At 46.4% G+C, this 14,875-nt stretch carries 12 protein-coding genes and 1 other annotated feature; of the genes, 7 read left to right on the top strand and 5 right to left on the bottom strand.

The window, feature by feature from the left end; genetic code table 11:
- Window positions 1-87 precede the first annotated feature (87 nt).
- Window positions 88-2,931 (top strand): bifunctional [glutamate--ammonia ligase]-adenylyl-L-tyrosine phosphorylase/[glutamate--ammonia-ligase] adenylyltransferase, encoded by a 2,844-nt coding sequence (gene glnE, locus GZN30_RS10460; protein ID WP_075651367.1) that lies wholly within the window; start codon window positions 88-90, stop codon window positions 2,929-2,931.
- 78 nt (window positions 2,932-3,009) lie between these two features.
- Window positions 3,010-4,440 (top strand): bifunctional D-glycero-beta-D-manno-heptose-7-phosphate kinase/D-glycero-beta-D-manno-heptose 1-phosphate adenylyltransferase HldE, encoded by a 1,431-nt coding sequence (hldE, locus tag GZN30_RS10455; protein ID WP_075651369.1) that lies wholly within the window; start codon window positions 3,010-3,012, stop codon window positions 4,438-4,440.
- Between the two features lie 128 nt (window positions 4,441-4,568).
- On the opposite strand, the gene arcA is transcribed toward hldE, so the two are convergent.
- The gene (arcA, locus tag GZN30_RS10450; protein WP_075651371.1) at window positions 4,569-5,285 is read right to left on the bottom strand and encodes a two-component system response regulator ArcA; all 717 of its coding nucleotides are present in this window, start codon (window positions 5,283-5,285) and stop codon (window positions 4,569-4,571) included.
- Between the two features lie 327 nt (window positions 5,286-5,612).
- On the opposite strand from arcA, the gene GZN30_RS10445 reads away from it, so the two are divergent.
- Window positions 5,613-5,999, top strand: coding sequence for a DUF3293 domain-containing protein (locus GZN30_RS10445; RefSeq protein WP_311732189.1), 387 nt, complete (start codon window positions 5,613-5,615; stop codon window positions 5,997-5,999).
- A gap of 30 nt (window positions 6,000-6,029) precedes the next feature.
- Complete coding sequence (locus tag GZN30_RS10440; RefSeq protein ID WP_075651375.1) at window positions 6,030-6,515, top strand: putative 4-hydroxy-4-methyl-2-oxoglutarate aldolase; 486 nt, start codon at window positions 6,030-6,032, stop codon at window positions 6,513-6,515.
- Window positions 6,516-6,522: 7 nt separating this feature from the next.
- Here the strand turns inward: GZN30_RS10440 and GZN30_RS10435 are convergent, their stop codons facing one another.
- Complete coding sequence (locus GZN30_RS10435; RefSeq protein WP_075651377.1) at window positions 6,523-6,975, bottom strand: ribonuclease regulator; 453 nt, start codon at window positions 6,973-6,975, stop codon at window positions 6,523-6,525.
- 270 nt (window positions 6,976-7,245) lie between these two features.
- Window positions 7,246-7,365, top strand: a sequence feature (Thr leader region).
- 30 nt (window positions 7,366-7,395) lie between these two features.
- Between GZN30_RS10435 and thrA the strand changes: the two genes are divergently transcribed.
- From thrA to thrC, 3 genes are read left to right on the top strand one after another with little or no spacing between them, the layout of a single operon-like run.
- A complete protein-coding gene (gene thrA / locus GZN30_RS10430) occupies window positions 7,396-9,855 on the top strand; it encodes a bifunctional aspartate kinase/homoserine dehydrogenase I (protein WP_075651379.1) in 2,460 nt (819 codons plus the stop codon).
- A gap of 14 nt (window positions 9,856-9,869) precedes the next feature.
- Window positions 9,870-10,826 (top strand): homoserine kinase, encoded by a 957-nt coding sequence (thrB, locus tag GZN30_RS10425; protein ID WP_075651537.1) that lies wholly within the window; start codon window positions 9,870-9,872, stop codon window positions 10,824-10,826.
- The gene (thrC, locus tag GZN30_RS10420) at window positions 10,823-12,106 is read left to right on the top strand and encodes a threonine synthase (protein ID WP_075651381.1); all 1,284 of its coding nucleotides are present in this window, start codon (window positions 10,823-10,825) and stop codon (window positions 12,104-12,106) included. The genes thrB and thrC overlap by 4 nt, the downstream gene beginning before the upstream one ends.
- Before the next feature lie 220 nt (window positions 12,107-12,326).
- Here thrC and GZN30_RS10415 read toward each other — a convergent pair whose 3' ends face one another.
- The 3 genes from GZN30_RS10415 to GZN30_RS10405 form a co-directional block, all read right to left on the bottom strand.
- Window positions 12,327-12,947 (bottom strand): TRIC cation channel family protein, encoded by a 621-nt coding sequence (locus tag GZN30_RS10415; protein ID WP_075651383.1) that lies wholly within the window; start codon window positions 12,945-12,947, stop codon window positions 12,327-12,329.
- Window positions 12,948-13,090: 143 nt separating this feature from the next.
- Entirely contained in the window at window positions 13,091-13,909 is an 819-nt protein-coding gene (btuF, locus tag GZN30_RS10410; RefSeq protein WP_075651385.1) for a vitamin B12 ABC transporter substrate-binding protein BtuF, read from the bottom strand.
- Complete coding sequence (locus GZN30_RS10405; RefSeq protein WP_075651387.1) at window positions 13,909-14,862, bottom strand: cobalamin biosynthesis family protein; 954 nt, start codon at window positions 14,860-14,862, stop codon at window positions 13,909-13,911. The genes btuF and GZN30_RS10405 overlap by 1 nt, the downstream gene beginning before the upstream one ends.
- Window positions 14,863-14,875: the final 13 nt, after the last annotated feature.

Here is a 14,875-nt window from a genome sequence, read left to right as displayed (position 1 = left end):
CATTTGTGGCTCCAGGAATAAGATCCTCAGTCGCCCTGATTAATGAGCCAAGTCATCTCAAATATTTGGCTTTTACAAGGAAGAACCATGCCGTTGCCAACCCAACTTACATCGCTATCACAGTCTGCATTGGATAACTTAGCTGAGTACCAATTAGCACAACAATGGCCAGAGACAGTTTATCAACAGCTCGAGCATGTTGCCGGGTTAAGTAAATTCGTCTTGGAAGTGCTGGCAAAAGATGAGCAGCTGCGTAATGAGTTACCCACTATGCTGGAGCAAAATGAGCGCGTTAGTTTGTATCGCGATGTATTGGCTAACCAGTTGAGTGATTGCTTTGATGAGATGAGTGGTCAGCGAGTGTTGAGGCAGTTCCGCAACCGCGAGATGGCTTATATTGCTTGGCGTGACTTTTGTGGTAGTTGGTCACTTGAAGAGAGCTTGGAGCATTTGTCCCAACTTGCAGAAGCAATGATCTTTGAAACTTATCAGTGGCAATACAAAGCTTGTTGTGAGCTATGGGGGACACCTTGCAATGCCGAAGGCGAAGCACAGCCGATGTTGATCATTGGTATGGGGAAGCTGGGTGGTGGTGAACTCAATTTCTCTTCCGATATTGATCTGATTTTTACTTACCCAGAAAACGGTGAGACGCAAGGCGCTCGTCGCAGCATTGCGAATGCGCAATTCTTTACTCGTCTAGGTCAACGCATTATTAAAGCGCTCGATCAGCAAACCTTTGATGGCTTCTGTTATCGCGTTGATATGCGTATTCGTCCATTTGGTGATAGCGGTCCATTGGTGATGAGTTACGCGGCCCTTGAAGATTATTATCAAGAGCAAGGACGTGACTGGGAACGCTACGCCATGATCAAAGCGCGTGTGATGGGGCGCGAGATGTACCCTGAATACCAAGAATTACGCCAGATGCTGCGTCCATTTGTATTTCGTCGTTATATCGACTTTAGTGCCATTCAGTCTTTGCGCCGTATGAAGTCGATGATCAGCAGTGAAGTACGCCGTCGCGGCTTGAGTAACAATATTAAGCTAGGGGCTGGTGGCATCCGTGAAGTGGAGTTTATTGCTCAGGTCTTTCAGTTGATCCGTGGTGGACGTGAGCCAAGCCTGCGTCAGCGCGGCTTATTGGTCACCCTCGAGGCAATTGATGAACTTGAATTGTTGAATAAGCAAGACGTGACGCATTTACGTGATGCCTACAAGTTCTTACGACGCCTTGAGAACTTGTTGCAAGCCATGGCCGATAAACAAACCCAAACGTTACCTGATGGTGAGATTGAGCGTTTACAACTTGCGGTCGCGATGGGCTACCAAGATTGGCAACAACTGCATCAGCAAGTGCAATTAAATATGAATAATGTGCACGCAGTGTTTACTCATTTGATCGGTGATGATGAAGAAGAGCAGAGCGAGGTTGCCAAACATTTTAATGAATTGTGGGACATGGCGCAGCACAGTGATGTGATTGAAAACATTCTTATTAATGATATCCAAGCGGTTGAGCCAGAGAAGATGGCGCAAACCATCATTAATTTCAAACAAGACTTGGCAAAGAAAACCTTAGGTCCTCGTGGGCGAGAAGTGCTTAACCGTCTGATGCCAAAAATATTTCAAGCGATCTTTGCCCATCCAGATGCACAGTTTGGTTTACCACGAGTCCTGCATTTGTTGCACCGCATCGTGACACGAACCACTTACTTAGAGCTATTGGATGAACATGGTGCCGCTTTGACTCAACTTGTGCGTCTATGCACCGCGAGTCCAATGATTTCTGAGCAGCTTGGGCGTTACCCAATTCTGCTTGATGAGCTGATTGACCCGCAGCATTTGTATAACCCAATTCCTCTTGAATCGTATCGTACCGAGTTACGTGATTACCTTGCTCGTATCCCTGAAGATGACATGGAGCAGCAGATGGAAGCGCTGCGTCAATTCAAGCAAATCTGTATCTTACGCATTGCCGCTGCGGATATCGCAGGTGTGTTGCCTGTGATGAAAGTGAGTGACCACTTAACGTATTTGTCGGAAGCGATTGTTGAGTGTGTGGTTAATCAAGCTTGGCTGCAGATGGTGGCGAAATATGGCCAACCTAACCATCTGAAAGATCGCGAAGGTAAAGGCTTTGCCGTTGTTGGTTACGGTAAAGTCGGCGGTTGGGAGCTGGGCTACAATTCCGATTTAGATATCGTATTTATGCATGACTGCCCTATGAGTGCTTATACCGATGGCAAGAAAGATATTGATGGGCGTCAGTTCTATCTGCGTCTTGCTCAGCGCATTATCCATATTTTCTCAACCCGCACAGCATCAGGCATTCTGTACGAAGTGGACACTCGCTTACGTCCATCGGGTGCTTCGGGGTTATTAGTCAGTCCAACGGATGCGTTTGACGAGTACCAACGCACGGAAGCATGGACCTGGGAGCATCAAGCATTAGTGCGCGCTCGTATGATCTATGGTGATGAACCGCTACAACGAGCGTTCCATAAGATTCGTCACGGGATCTTGTGTCTGTCGCGTGAAACCGAAGAGTTGAAAAAGCAAGTGGTTGATATGCGAATTAAAATGCGCGATCACTTAGGTGGAAAAAAAGCCGGTCGTTTTATGTTGAAGCAAGACCCAGGCGGGATTACTGATATTGAGTTTCTCGCGCAATACTTGGTGCTTAATTACAGCCATGATAAACCGAAGCTGACGCGATGGTCGGATAACGTGCGCATATTCGAATCGCTCATCGCTCAGGGAATCATGGATGAACATCAGGCAATGGCGGTGACCAACGCCTATACTTCGATGCGTGACCAAATTCATCACCGTAATTTACTTAACCTAGATGCCGATGTTGCTGACGATAAATTTACGCAAGAGCGCCAATTAGTCGTGGACGTTTGGCAGCAGTGGTTAGTATCTTAGTGGTTAAATAATCAAAAGGTTTTGACCCTTCTGGGGCTATGATAAACTTTGCCCAGAATTAAATAGTGGAGTTCCATGATGAAACCAATCCTACCTGACTACAGTCAAGCGGGTGTGCTAATTGTTGGTGACGTAATGCTAGATCGTTACTGGTATGGTCCAACCGGTCGTATTTCGCCAGAAGCACCTGTACCAGTAGTGAAAGTAGAAAACAACGAAGAGCGTCCTGGTGGTGCTGCTAACGTAGCAATGAATATCGCCTCACTAGGTGGACACGCTCACATCGTGGGTTTAACAGGGATTGATGAACCAGCTAAAGTGTTGAACGAAACATTATCAGCACTAAAAGTGAAATGTGATTTCGTTTCACTGCCAAATCTACCAACCATTACCAAGCTTCGTGTATTGAGTCGTGGTCAGCAACTCATTCGTCTTGATTTCGAAGAACCGTTTGAAGGTGTCGATCCAGAGCCGATCCTCGATCGCATGGAGCAAGCACTGCCAAAAGTCAAAGCCGTGGTTTTTTCCGACTACGCTAAAGGCGCGCTAGAGCATGTGCAGCAGTTTATTCAAAAAGCTCGCGCAGCCAACGTCCCTGTATTTATCGACCCGAAAGGTGCTGATTTCGAACGTTACCGTGGCGCGACACTGCTGACGCCAAACATGTCGGAATTTGAGCACGTGGTTGGTAAAGTGAAATCAGAGCAAGACCTGGTCGAAAAAGCCTTGGGTCTAATCGAACAGTTTGATTTTGATGCGCTGTTGGTCACGCGCAGTGAAAATGGTATGACACTGATCCGTCGCGATCAAGAACCGTTCCATTTGCCGACTCAAGCCAAAGAAGTGTTTGACGTGACAGGTGCGGGCGATACCGTGATTTCTGTACTTGCGGCTTCAGTATCAGCAGGCAAACCACTCGATCAAGCTTGTGCGCTAGCCAATGCAGCAGCAGGTGTCGTAGTAGGCAAACTGGGTACTTCAACGCTATCAACGATTGAATTAGCGGAAGCGATTCATGGTAGCCATGACACGGACTTCGGTGTGATTTCAGAATCAGCTTTGATCGAGGCGGTGAAGAAGGCACAGGGGCGCGGCGAGAAAGTTGTCATGACCAATGGTTGTTTTGATATTTTACATGCGGGTCATGTCTCTTACTTGAACCACGCGGCAGAATTGGGTGATCGCTTGATTGTCGCGGTGAACACTGATGAGTCAGTGAAGCGCCTAAAAGGTCCTGGTCGTCCGGTTAACCCAACAGATCGCCGTATGGCTGTGCTAGCAGGTTTAGGTGCCGTGGATTGGGTTGTCCCGTTTGCTGAAGATACGCCGCAGCGTTTGATTTCGGAAGTGCTACCAGACCTATTGGTCAAAGGTGGTGATTACAAACCAGAAGAGATTGCTGGTGGAAAAGAAGTGATTGCCAATGGTGGTGAAGTCAAAGTATTAAACTTTGAAGACGGCTGCTCAACCAGTGAAATCATCAATGCGATTAAAGGTGGCAAAGGTTAACTCGCTCTGCTAACCCAAATGATTAGACGCTCATCTTTGATGGGCGTTTTTTTTGCTCGCTAGGTGTGTGGTAGACGTAAAAACAAAAAAAGGAGCCTAGGGCTCCTTTTTTACAATTCAGCTGAAGATCAGTCTTCTAGCTCACCACAGAAGCGGTAACCTTCACCGTGGATAGTTGCGATGATCTCAGGTGTACCAGACACTGATTCAAAGTGCTTACGGATACGACGGATTGTTACGTCAACCGTACGGTCATGTGGCTTAAGCTCACGACCAGTCATCTTCTTCAGAAGATCGGCACGCGTTTGGATCTTACCTGGGTTCTCACAGAAGTGAAGTAGAGCACGGAACTCAGAACGAGGTAGTTTGTAGCTATCGCCATCAGGGCTCACTAGAGAGCGGCTGTTGATGTCTAGAACCCAACCGTTGAACTGGTATTTCTCAACGCTACGTTTCTCTTCTTGAACTGAGCTAGAGTTCATTGAACGGTTTAGTAGGTTGCGAGCACGGATAGTCAGTTCGCGAGGGTTAAATGGTTTAGTGATGTAATCATCTGCGCCGATTTCAAGACCTAGGATCTTATCAACTTCGTTGTCACGACCAGTCAAGAACATCAGTGCCACGTTTGCTTGCTCGCGTAGTTCACGTGCTAGCAATAGACCATTTTTACCAGGTAGGTTGATGTCCATGATCACCAAGTTGATTTGACTCTCAGTCAAAATCTGGTGCATCTCTTCACCGTCACTGGCTTCGAAAACAGCGTATCCCTCTGCTTCAAAAATACTCTTAAGAGTGTTACGAGTTACTTGCTCATCTTCAACGATAAGAATCTGCGGGGTTTGCATCGGCGTTACCTAAACTTGTGAAAAAAATGTGCTAATAGAATAAATTCTAGGCAAAAACATTACTTACAGGTAATTGATTTTGACAATATACCAAAGACTATAAAAAAACACTTCTTTACATGCCCGCCATCCTTGGTGTTACTTTCTTTCAAAAGAGGTTCCGTATCCTCATTCATACTATTAAGCGTTTGGTTCGGATTTTATAGAGTTAACAGCATGCTAACAATGCTCAAATGTTAATTCCATTCACTTTGTTGATTTATATCAAGAGATTCTTTGTAACAGATATTAATAGTAAATGACAGTTGTAAATTTATTGGTTATATGATGATTGATGCTCATTTTTGGCGATCTTACTGTGATCCATACTTCAAATTTGAAAATAGAATTCCAACTGGCGATTTTGTGATTATTACGGCGAATAATCCAGCGAGTCACAAGTTGTCAGAACAAGAAAACCTTATAAGAAATAAATGTTTGCAGTGTGATCTCGTACCATATATTTCACATGAAGTTTTGGTAGGCAATGCGGATTTTTCGTGGGCAGAAATGAGCTTTGCGTGTGCGATTTCTGTGCCACAAGCTATTGAGCTTGGGCTAAAATATCAGCAAAATGCTATCTACTTTGTTCAAGATGAACAGCTCAATTTGTTATCTTGCCTGCCAGATAGAACAAAAATCAACCTAGGGAATTGGCGGCATAGGATCAGATAAGGACTACAAATTAAGTTCATGGAGGAAGACATGAGAGACATAACCCCGGACATTTGTGACAAATTTGAACGTCACGTTAATTACGTAAATTTACCACTTTGCAACTTTGGTCAACGTGCTGCTTTTTGGGGCGAAATTGTTACCATCCGTTGTTATCACGATAACTCTAAAGTTCGCGAACTGTTAGGTCAAGATGGGCGCGGAAAAGTGTTGGTCGTGGATGGTAATGGTTCGTCACAACGCGCTTTGCTTGGCGACCAATTAGCGATTCTTGCCATTGAGAATCATTGGGAAGGGATCATCATCAATGGCGCCATTCGCGATGCGGCTGCGATTGCGGAGATGGATATCGGGGTGCAGGCTTTAGGCACTTGTCCGTTTAAAACTGAGAAGCGTGGGGCGGGTGAAGTCAATGTCATGCTTACCATTCATAACCAGATGATACGTCCTGGGGATTATATCTATGCCGATTGGAATGGCGTATTGACCTCAACAGAGTTACTCAACTGGAATTAACGATTAATTAAAATCGGAAACCAATTCCGACTTCAAAGCCTTGCTGCCACTCTTGATAATCGAGGGTGGCATGCAAATCAAGATGCTCAGTGAGGTGAACGCGGCTGGAAACTTCAGCGGCGATACCACTTTCTTGCCCTTGCGGAGCCTTATCATCGCTGTATGAGTGTAGTGAGCTCTTCACAGACAAACGGGGTGATACTTGATATTTGACCCCACTGAGAAAACCGCTTTCATTGTTCTGATCCAAGCGAGTACCCACATAAACATCCACTTTATCAAATAGGCTGTAGGTATAACCACTATCGATGGTCCATGAATCAAAGCTGTGTTGATTGCTTTCACTGGATAAGAATAGGCGGTGTGGTGAGTCACTTTTGTCGTCGAGCAGTTTTGGAAGATCGGCAGCAGACACCCCACAACTTAGAAGGGTGAGAGTTAGGCTAATTAGTCTTTTCATAAGCCACCTCAATCCTAAGGGTTATATTTATTATTCCACTGCATGCACAATTAAAGCACAAAACTTAAAGGCGAGTCGTACTTTTTAACTAAACACGATCAAATTTGCTATATCCGTTGTGTTTGTGAGCAAGTTTTGCTGTTAAAACTGCCGTTAATGATGGATTTGTAGGCTTGAAAAAACAAAGTTTTCGTTGACTAAATGTTGTGAAATAGGGTAAACGTAGAGGTAAGCAAACATATACCAGCTAAATCACTATGCAAATTGACAGCCGAAACGTAATGACCACAACCATTATTATTACCGACACTACGCGCGTTGGGGCAGGCTGCTAAGCGTAAAAAATCAAAAAAAAGGCCTGTATCCCAAACGGACACAGGCCTTTTTTTATACCAATTTATCGAGAATTCGGAGGAAGGGATGCGAGTTTTAAAATTTGGTGGTTCATCACTGGCAGATGCTGACCGCTTTTTACGAGCGGCGGATATTATTGCTAATAATGCTCAACAAGAAGAAGTTGCTGTGGTGCTTTCAGCTCCGGGTAAAACGACCAATAAATTAGTCGCTGTGATTGAAGCGGCTTTGAAGGGCAGTGATGCCGAATCACAAATTGCCGAAATCGAAGATCTATTTCGTGGCTTGTTGGCTGAAATTCAGCAGTCACTTCCAAACCTAGATGCCAATGGCTACAACCATCAAGTTAAAGCGTCTCTGACCCAGTTACGTCAATTTGTTAGCGGCATTAGCTTGCTCGGGATGTGCCCTGATAACGTTAATGCTCGTATCATCAGTAAGGGAGAGCGCGTCTCGATTCAACTGATGAAAGCGGTGTTAGAAGCCAAAGGACAGCCAGCAAGCTTAATCGACCCAGTTGAATATTTGCTTGCGCGAGGTGACCACCTTGAAGCTATGGTCGATGTCGAAGTGTCTACCGAAAACTTCCGCGCTAAGCCACTGCCGTTAGGGCATGTAAATATCATGCCGGGCTTCACGGCTGGCAACGCAAAAGGCGAGCTTGTTACTCTTGGTCGCAATGGTTCCGACTATTCGGCAGCGGTGCTTGCTGCGTGTTTACGTGCAGAGTGCTGTGAAATTTGGACGGACGTAGATGGTGTCTATAACTGTGATCCGCGTTTAGTGGATGATGCGCGTTTACTGAAATCACTGAGTTACCAAGAAGCGATGGAGCTTTCTTATTTCGGTGCATCAGTGCTGCATCCAAAGACCATTGCACCGATTGCTCAATTCCATATCCCATGCTTGATTAAAAATAGCTTTAACCCGCAAGGGGCTGGTACTTTGATTGGTCAAGACACTGGTGAAGACAAGTTAGCGATTAAAGGCATCACGACTTTAAGCGAGCTGACGATGGTCAACGTCTCGGGCCCTGGAATGAAAGGGATGGTCGGGATGGCAAGTCGTGTATTCGGTGCGATGTCATCTGCTGGCGTATCAATTGTGCTTATCACCCAGTCTTCGTCGGAATACAGCATCAGCTTCTGTATTGAAGCAGAAGATAAAGCTTTAGCCGAGCAAGCGCTAAAAGATGCCTTTGAATTGGAACTCAAAGATGGCTTGTTAGAGCCAGTTGAGTACATCGATAACGTTGCTATCGTCACGCTAGTTGGTGACGGTATGCGCACCTCTCGTGGCGTAGCTTCACAATTCTTCTCATCACTAGCTGAAGTGAACGTTAACATCGTAGCGATTGCTCAAGGTTCATCAGAGCGCGCAATCTCGGCAGTAATCCCAGAAGATAAGATTTCTGAGGCGATCAAAGCGTGTCACGAAAATCTATTCAACTCTAAGCACTTCCTCGATGTGTTTGTGGTTGGTGTTGGTGGCGTTGGCGGCGAGTTAGTCGATCAAATCCAGCGTCAGCAAGCCAAACTGGCAGAAAAAGGCATCGTCCTACGCGTATGTGGTTTAGCAAATAGTAAAGGTGTACTACTTGATGGTCAGGGCTTGCCATTGGAGCATTGGCGTGATCGCCTCAATGGTGTTTCAGAGCAGTTTAGTTTGGCGAGTCTTAAGTCTTTAGTTCAGCGCAACCATATTATTAACCCTGTGCTGGTGGATTGTACGTCAAGTGAGGTCATCGCCAATCAATATGCAGATTTCTTAGCGGCGGGTTTCCATGTGGTAACGCCAAACAAGAAAGCCAATACCGCTAGCATGTCTTACTACCATCAATTACGTAATGTTGCTCGTAGCTCGCGTCGTAAATTGATGTACGAAACCACAGTAGGTGCGGGCTTGCCTGTGATTGAGAACTTGCAGAACTTAATTTCAGCGGGTGATGAGCTAGAACGCTTTACGGGTATTTTGTCGGGCTCGCTCTCTTATATCTTTGGCAAGTTAGATGAAGGCATGACGCTTAGCCAAGCAACGAATATTGCTAAAGATAACGGCTTCACTGAACCAGATCCGCGCGATGATCTATCTGGTATGGATGTCGCTCGTAAGCTGCTTATTCTTGCCCGTGAAGCTGGTATGGCACTTGAATTAGAAGATGTTGTGGTTGATCAAGCATTGCCACCAGGCTTCGATGACTCAGGCAGTATCGATGAATTTATGCAGCGCCTACCGCAAGCCGATGCGTACTTCCAAGAGCAAGTGGCTAAGGCTAAAGCGGAAGGCAAAGTCTTACGTTATGTTGGTGAAATTGCCGATGGGCAGTGCCGTGTAAGCATTGCGGCAGTGGATGAAAATGATCCAATGTTTAAGATCAAAGATGGTGAAAACGCTTTAGCCTTCTACAGCCGTTACTACAACCCAATTCCATTAGTGCTACGTGGCTATGGTGCTGGTACTGAAGTGACAGCGGCAGGCGTGTTTGCCGATGTGATGCGTACACTTGGCTGGAAACTGGGGGTATAACCATGACACGAGGTATGGATGTAGTGGTTTATGCGCCAGCATCAATCGGTAACGTCAGTGTCGGTTTCGATGTGTTGGGAGCTGCCGTGTCGCCAATTGATGGCACTCTACTTGGCGACCGCGTGTTAGTCAGTCAAGGTACAGAGGCGTTCACGCTTAGTACCGCAGGAAACTTTGTTTCTAAGTTACCCACCGATCCCAAGGAAAACATCGTTTACGATTGTTGGCGAGTGTTTGCGCGCGAATTGGATCGTAAAGGTGAAGCGTTATTGCCAGTGGCGATGACACTGGAAAAGAACATGCCAATTGGGTCAGGTCTTGGCTCAAGTGCTTGTTCGATTGTCGCGGCACTGGATGCGCTAAACCGTTTCCATGGTGAACCATTAGATGAGATGGAACTGCTTGCTCTAATGGGGGAGATGGAAGGGCAAATCTCTGGTGGCATTCACTACGATAACGTGGCGCCATGTTATCTTGGTGGCTTACAGCTAATGCTAGAGGAGTTGGGAATCATCAGCCAAGAAGTGCCATGTTTTGATGAATGGTATTGGGTGATGGCTTATCCGGGTATTAAAGTCTCAACTGCGGAAGCACGCTCGATTCTACCTTCACAATACCGTCGCCAAGATGTGATTGCACATGGGCGTAACTTGGCAGGTTTTGTCCATGCATGTCATTCGAATCAGCCGGAACTTGCTGCAAAAATGATCAAAGACGTGATCGCTGAACCATATCGTGAGAAACTGTTACCTGGGTTTGCCGATGCGCGTAAATACGCCACTTCAGCAGGCGCTCTTGCGACAGGCATTTCAGGTAGTGGACCGACACTATTTAGTGTCTGTAAAGAGAAAGACATTGCTGAACGTGTAGCTCGATGGCTCGAACAAAATTACGTACAAAATGAAGAGGGATTCGTTCATGTTTGTCGTTTAGATAAACAAGGTTCGATCGTTACAGGAAGTAAGCTATGAAGCTGTACAACATAAAAGAAAATGATGAACAAGTATCCTTTGGCCAAGCGGTTCGCCAGGGGTTGGGCCGCAACCAAGGTCTATTTTTTCCATCGCAACTGCCACAGTTTGACGATGTCGATGCGCTGTTAGATGAAGATTTTATCGCGCGTAGTACCAAAATTTTATCAGCATTGATCGGTGATGAGCTTGCCTCGGAGCAAGTCAATGCCATGGTTGATGCTGCATTTCAATTTCCTGCACCGATTAAACAAGTCAAATCGGGCGTCTATGCCTTAGAGTTGTTCCATGGTCCAACTCTGGCGTTTAAAGACTTTGGTGGTCGTTTTATGGCGCAGTCTTTGGCGGCAGTTTCCAATGGTGGCAAAATTACCATTCTAACCGCAACTTCAGGAGATACTGGTGCGGCAGTCGCTCATGCTTTCTATGGTATGGAAGACATCAATGTGGTGATCCTGTACCCGAAAGGTAAGATCAGCCCACTACAGGAAAAGCTATTCTGTACACTAGGTAAGAATATCCACACTGTCGCGATTGATGGCGATTTTGATGCTTGTCAGGCGTTGGTGAAACAAGCATTTGATGATGCAGCACTGCGTGAAGAGATTGGCTTGAATTCAGCGAACTCGATTAACATCAGCCGTTTAATGGCACAAATCTGTTACTACTTTGAAGCCGCATCACAGTTGACTAAGCAGCAACGTGAAAACTTAGTCGTGTCTGTACCAAGCGGTAACTTTGGTAACCTAACCGCAGGTCTACTGGCGAAAGCGATGGGGCTACCAATTAAGCGCTTTATCGCAGCAACCAATGCTAACGATACCGTTCCGCGTTACCTAGAAACGGGTCAGTGGGATCCTAAACCGACCGTGGCAACCACATCGAACGCGATGGATGTTAGCCAACCAAATAACTGGCCACGGATTGAAGAGTTGTGCCAAATTAAAGGTTGGGGATTAGATTCACTAGGCAAAGGTTCAGTGACTGATAAGCAGAGCGCAGAATCGGTGCAAGAGCTTCACCAACTGGGCTATCTATGTGAGCCACACGGCGCGATTGCCTACCGAGTTTTAGGCGATCAATTGGCGGAAGGCGAGACAGGTTTATTCCTATGTACCGCGCACCCAGCGAAATTCAAAGAAGTGGTGGACGATATCCTTGGTAGCGATATCGAGTTGCCGGGTCCACTTGCGAAACATGCGGCAATGGAGCTTCTTTCAGAAGATCTGGCCAATGACTTTGAAGCCTTAAAACAAGTGCTGAGAAAAGTGCAGAAATAGCAAAAAGGTCGCGAAAGCGATCTTTTTAATGGATGCGGGAATAGGGAACGCCAATAAATGGCTTACGGAGCACAAAGCGGCAAGCCGCTTTGTACGAACTTTTGTTCCTACTTCCCGAAGCTCAGCTAGGCTGAGCGTTCTCGCAACGAGGCATTTGCCGAGTGTTCCCGCCTCCCGAAGCACTGCGTTTACGCAGTGCGTTCTCTTAATCTCTTCGAGATTAACGATTCAATGCAAAAATAGGCAGTGACAAGTGCCAGCGAATTGCGCCCAAACGAATCACCAGTGTTGAGATCACCCCAACTAAGAAAGCGGTGTCGTTGCTGCATCCCATGGTGAGTGCGGTGGTATGGAATGCGCCGCCAATGATACAAGCCGTCGCGTAGACTTCACTTCTTAGCACCATCGGCACTTCTCTGGCTAAAACGTCACGGATAATACCGCCCCCACAGCCAGTGATCACGCCCATGATGATGGCAACAAGCGCTGAATCTTGGAACATCATCGCTTTTTCAACACCAATGCCGACAAACACCGCTAAGCCCACCGCGTCACAAACCGGTAAAATCCACCAAGCGAGACGTTTAGGTCGACGAACAATCAACATAGTCAGCAGACAGGTAACAAAGATAACCCACAAATAGTTAGTATCTGTTATCCAAAATACAGGAGTGGCGCCAAGCGACATATCACGGATAGTCCCCCCACCGATGGCGGTTACGCTGCCGAGTACCACGACACCAAAGGGGTCCATTTTGAGACGACCCGCAAGTAAAACCCCAGAAATAGCGAAGATGGCAGTGCCAAAAAGGTCAATTAAATAAATTAACAAGGAATCCATGTTTTTAGGATCTCAATACTTATAATAAACGTTGTGTTGATCCCCAAGTTCTCTCGCTAGGTTTGATTACTTGGGTATAGTGGCTCGCGAAAAGCACCGATGAAAAATCGGCGCCGCATAGTAAGAGATTATTGGCGCAACCGTTAACGCTTTTGTCTCACTGTTTCGAAGAGCTCACAAACTTGTTCAATCGCGTGTAAAGTTCGCGGGGTTGGGCGGTTTAACCAATCCGATTGTAAAACCCAAACTTGTTCTTTTTGTAGTGCTTGCAGTTGCTCTGCCCATGGTTGCCACATTCCGGCGTTTTCAGTGGCGTGTCTCGAGGTAAAAATGACTTCAGGGTTGGCTAATATCACTTGCTCAAGTCCCACTTGTGGGTAGGAAGCCGAGCTTTCTTCAAACACATTGACCCCGCCACAAAATGCAAACACCTCACTTGGCCAATTGCCATTCGCAACCGTAATAATTGGCTTCTCACTCAATTGATAGAAATAGCTTACAGGCTCGTCGGTGTTGTATTTCTGTTTGAGCTCTTTTAGTGCTTGGCGAAAATCATTTGCTGATTTTTGACCAATAGACGGGTCATCAGCAAACTGACTAAGATCGTCGATGTTTTTTGCGATCTCAGCTAAAGAGGTGGATTGGGCGTCATAAAAAGTGAAGCCAAACTGACGCAGTTTGGCTAAATCTTTAGCCGGGTTACCTGATGGCCAAGCAATGATGAGATCTGGCTGAAGGGTGATGATTCTCTCGATATTAATGCCCTGATGGTTGGCGACTTTTTCAAGTTTTTTCGCATATTCGGGGTAATCGCTATATTCGCTTACCGCGACAAGCTTATCGCCTAAACCTGCGGCATCGGCAAGTTCGGTGGCTGAAGGTGCTAAACTGACCACGCGGTTAATCGTTTGCGCATGGAGAGGGAAACTGGCTATCAATAGCAGTAGAGCTAATCGAAACATTACAATCCTTGGTAAATAGTGCCCATAACGAGGCTTTGAATGAATACCCAAAGCCATAAACGTCCGAGTAGAAGTTTACGCAATTGAGCAAAATGAAAGGCGGCAGGAGCAATACGCCCGCCAAGTTTAGCGCGCACAGATTTTTTACCGTTATAAATCGCGGGACCTGCGAGTGAGAGTTCGAGTTTAGCACCGCAAGCGATCAGCAACCATGACGGTCCAGGTAACGGCCACGAAGCCGCTTGTTGTTTCAGTAGTGTCAGTGAAACTTGAGCGCGATTGCCGAGTAAAATCATCAAAGCAAACAGGCGCAAAGGGATAAAGTCCAGCACTGCAAGGATTCTGACGGCAGGTATGCCAAACGGCATAAACTGCTGGCGTGATGGCGACCAGGCGCGTGCAAGTTCCATTGCCATGCGATACATAAATGCGCCAATACCACCTGCTAACGCATACCAAAACAGAACGGCGACCACATTGCGACCCAATCCCATGATGAGCGTTTCACTGCCCGCTTTGCCAAGTCCGAGTAAAGAGAGTGAATCGGTGCTGCGATTCACTAGCGGGGCGAGCAGTTTTTTTGCTGCGCGGCTATTTTCATCGGCAAGTAATTGGGTAAATTGAGTGGCAAAGCTTTGATTGTTGCGCCAATCCAGAGAGAGCAGCAGAAAAGCTAACTCGTACAGTTGTGGTTGCCACACTAAGGGTTTTAGCGCCCATAGCACAATCAGCATTGGCAGCATCATTAACAGCCAAGCGAGTGTGCCAGACGTGAGGCTTTGTGAATAGCTACTTTGAACGTTAACTTTATTCGCTAACTGTTCGGCAAACTTGTGCCATAAAATTGCAGGATGGGCTTCTCGCGGGATAGGAAGAACCCAATGACAGATTAGTGCACCCCACATAACGAGGAGCGCACCATTAGCAAATAGCTGAGTAAAGAGTTCTTCCATGATGGCTCTGTGA

The sequence above is a fragment of the Vibrio ponticus genome (assembly GCF_009938225.1).
Taxonomy (GTDB): domain Bacteria; phylum Pseudomonadota; class Gammaproteobacteria; order Enterobacterales; family Vibrionaceae; genus Vibrio; species Vibrio ponticus.
The sequence above is the reverse complement of the archived record's forward strand: the minus strand, read 5'-3'. Positions and strand labels throughout refer to the sequence as shown.

What these genes read in the sequence shown, in the direction of transcription:
- GZN30_RS10405 (WP_075651387.1), bottom strand. Translation starts at nt 14,862, where the DNA reads ATGGAAGAACTCTTTACTCAGCTATTTGCTAATGGTGCGCTCCTCGTT.
- arcA (WP_075651371.1), bottom strand. Translation starts at nt 5,285, where the DNA reads ATGCAAACCCCGCAGATTCTTATCGTTGAAGATGAGCAAGTAACTCGT.
- GZN30_RS10415 (WP_075651383.1), bottom strand. Translation starts at nt 12,947, where the DNA reads ATGGATTCCTTGTTAATTTATTTAATTGACCTTTTTGGCACTGCCATC.
- glnE (WP_075651367.1), top strand. Translation starts at nt 88, where the DNA reads ATGCCGTTGCCAACCCAACTTACATCGCTATCACAGTCTGCATTGGAT.
- GZN30_RS10435 (WP_075651377.1), bottom strand. Translation starts at nt 6,975, where the DNA reads ATGAAAAGACTAATTAGCCTAACTCTCACCCTTCTAAGTTGTGGGGTG.
- btuF (WP_075651385.1), bottom strand. Translation starts at nt 13,909, where the DNA reads ATGTTTCGATTAGCTCTACTGCTATTGATAGCCAGTTTCCCTCTCCAT.
- thrB (WP_075651537.1), top strand. Translation starts at nt 9,870, where the DNA reads ATGGATGTAGTGGTTTATGCGCCAGCATCAATCGGTAACGTCAGTGTC.
- thrC (WP_075651381.1), top strand. Translation starts at nt 10,823, where the DNA reads ATGAAGCTGTACAACATAAAAGAAAATGATGAACAAGTATCCTTTGGC.
- hldE (WP_075651369.1), top strand. Translation starts at nt 3,010, where the DNA reads ATGAAACCAATCCTACCTGACTACAGTCAAGCGGGTGTGCTAATTGTT.
- GZN30_RS10445 (WP_311732189.1), top strand. Translation starts at nt 5,613, where the DNA reads ATGATTGATGCTCATTTTTGGCGATCTTACTGTGATCCATACTTCAAA.
- thrA (WP_075651379.1), top strand. Translation starts at nt 7,396, where the DNA reads ATGCGAGTTTTAAAATTTGGTGGTTCATCACTGGCAGATGCTGACCGC.
- GZN30_RS10440 (WP_075651375.1), top strand. Translation starts at nt 6,030, where the DNA reads ATGAGAGACATAACCCCGGACATTTGTGACAAATTTGAACGTCACGTT.